Annotated in this window: 2 protein-coding genes and 1 pseudogene; 1 reads left to right on the forward strand and 2 read right to left on the reverse strand. The window is 65.3% G+C overall.

Annotated features, from left to right (window positions below; all coding sequences use genetic code 11):
- Together MOV74_RS35880 and MOV74_RS35885 are read right to left on the reverse strand one after the other, a co-directional pair.
- Positions 1–313: AMP-binding protein (locus MOV74_RS35880; RefSeq protein WP_246931963.1), on the reverse strand; the 313-nt coding region annotated here is incomplete at its 3' end.
- Positions 314–317: 4 nt separating this feature from the next.
- Positions 318–2,174: an extracellular solute-binding protein gene (locus MOV74_RS35885; RefSeq protein WP_246931965.1), complete on the reverse strand. Its 1,857-nt coding sequence runs from the start codon at positions 2,172–2,174 to the stop codon at positions 318–320.
- A gap of 261 nt (positions 2,175–2,435) precedes the next feature.
- Here MOV74_RS35885 and MOV74_RS35890 point away from each other — a divergent pair.
- Positions 2,436–2,543: pseudogene (locus MOV74_RS35890) on the forward strand (invasion associated locus B family protein); the annotation flags it as partial.

A 2,543-nucleotide genomic window follows, 5' to 3' on the forward strand; every position in this document is an offset into this window, starting at 1 on the left:
CATGCCGCCACAGCAGCGGCAGCACCGCGACGACGAGGCCGGCGCGATGGGCGGCGAGCACGGTGAGCACGAACTCGACCGTGGCAGGCAATTGGATCGCAATGACGGAATTGGCCGGCAGACCCGATTCGACGAAATAGGCCGACAGCGCCTCGATCGCCGTGTCCGCCTCGGCATAGGTCATCCGTCGTGGCTGGTGCCCGGTCACGCGGGCCTTGTTGAGGGGATCGAGCAGCGCGGTCGCGTGCGGCTGCCGCATCAGCGTGCGCTGGAACAACGTGTCGAGCGTCGGCGATATGGCTGGCTGGTTCACGGCGTCACTTTGCTTGATGAGCGGAAGGCTGCCCCTTCGACCACCAGGTCTCCGGCAAATAGCCTGAGAGCGAGGTGGCCTTGGGTCGTTCTATCCGATTCCAGCGCGCGATCCATTGCTCGGATACGTTAAACAGGGGGATTGTATAGAAGCCCGCGATCAGAGCGCGATCGAGGGCCCGTACCGTCGCGACGAAGTCCGTATGTTCACGGGCCTCGAGCAGGGCGGCGATCATGGCATCGACCGCAGGATCCCTGGCGCCCATGTAGTTGCGAGTCCCCGGATTGTCCGCGGCGGCGCTGCCCCAGTAGAAAGATTGCTCGTTGCCGGGTGATAGCGACTGATCCCAGCGGTTCTGGATCATGTCGAACTCGAAAGCGAGCCGGCGCTGGTCGAACTGGACGGGATCGACCGACCGCACGCTCGGCTCGATGCCGGCGCGCTTGAGGTCGCGCTGGAAGGCGAGCGCGATGCGCTCCTGGTCGCGGGTCGTGACCAGGATCTCGAAGGTGAAGGGCGCTCTGGTCGCACGGTTGCGCAGCACGGTGCCGTCGAGCTCGTAGCCGGCCTCCGACAACAGTTTCAGCGCGGCGCGCAGCGTGGTGCGGTCGCGCCCCGAGCCGTCGGTCATGGGAAGGCGGTAGCTGCCGTCCATGATGTCGGCTGGAATTCGAGCCGCGAACGGCTTGAGCAGCTCGCGCTCGCGCGCATCCGCGGGGCGGCCATAGGCCGACAGGTCGGAGCCGGCGAAATAGCCGGCAACGCGCGAATAGAGACCGAAGAAATAGTTGCGGTTGACCAGCTCGAAATCGAACAGCAGCGTCAGCGCCTGGCGCACGCGGATGTCGGCGAAGATCGGCCGGCGCGTGTTGAACACCAGGAACTCGGATGGCTGCGGCACGCCCGGCTTGACGGTGTCGCGGATCACCTCGCCGCTTTTCGCGGCCGGAAAATCATAGCCGTCGTGCCAGCGCAGCGGCTCGTGCTCGACGCGGAAATCGTAGAGGCCGCGCTTGAAGGCTTCGAACTGGCCGTTGGCCTCGCGAAAATAGTCGAGCCTGATCTCGTCGAAATTGTAGAGCCCGCGGTTGATGGGCAGGTCGCGGCCCCAATAGTCGGGATTGCGGATGAGCGTCACGCTGGCCCCGGGCTTCACGGCCGTGACGCGATAGGGACCGGAGCCGATCGGGCTCGTCAGCGTCGTCTCCTCGAAGGTCGCGACCTCGACTGCGTGCTTGGGCAGGATCGGCATCAGGCCGAGGATCAGCGGCAACTCGCGGTCGTTGGCGCCCGCAAGGTCGAAGCGGACGGTGAGGGGATCGCTCGCCTCGGCCTTGGCGACTTTGGCGTAGTACTGCCGGTGGTTCGGCCGGCCGTGGTCGCGCAGCAGCTGCCAGGAGAACAACACGTCCTCGGCCGTGACCTGCTTGCCGTCGGCGAAACGGGCGCGGGGATCGAGGCGGAACGTGACGAAGCTTCGCTCGTCGTCGGTTTCGACGCTCCTGGCGAGCAGGCCGTAGAGCGTGAACGGCTCGTCATTGCCGCGCGCGAGCAAGCTCTCGACCACGTAGCCCCGCATCTGCTGCACGGCCAGTCCCCTCACGATGAAGGGATTGAGACTGTCGAAGGTTCCGAGAACACCCCAGGTCAACCGGCCGCCCTTAGGGGCATCGGGATTGACGTAGGGCATGTGGGTGAAATCGGCCGGCATCGCCGGCTTGCCGTGCATGGCGATGGCATGCGCCTCCTCGCCCCGTGCGGCGCCGGTCGAGGGTCCCCCGCCGAGCACCAAGACAAGGGCTGAGGCCAAGACGCAAAGACGGACACCGGGGCCCTCGAAAAGGCGTTGGAACATGAACATCAGCACACGTTGATTCGAGGACCGGTAGGCCTGAATCCTATCACAGGGAATTTCACCGGGGTGCAGCTGCGGATGTGGCCAAAGGCGCTTGTCGGCATTGATCTTTTCGTCGGCCACGTTAAGAAGGCGGGCAATCGCGCAAGAGCGCCGAGCCCGTCACTTATCTGCCTCAATTGACGGGAAGAGAGCCGCGCCCAAGGCGGCTAGGTTCGGCGCTTCGGAGCGGTTCGGGCACTTCCCGTTCAGAAAGGGTTTTCCGCAATGAATTTCCGTTACTTGGCCGCGTCCGTCCGGCCGCGTGGGCGACTTCTCGCCCTGTTGACGGCGACGGCGTTGGCCGTTCCGTTTGCCGCCGAGGCCCAGACCCCG

This window comes from Bradyrhizobium sp. SHOUNA76 (assembly GCF_023006445.1).
Classification (GTDB): Bacteria; Pseudomonadota; Alphaproteobacteria; order Rhizobiales; family Xanthobacteraceae; genus Bradyrhizobium.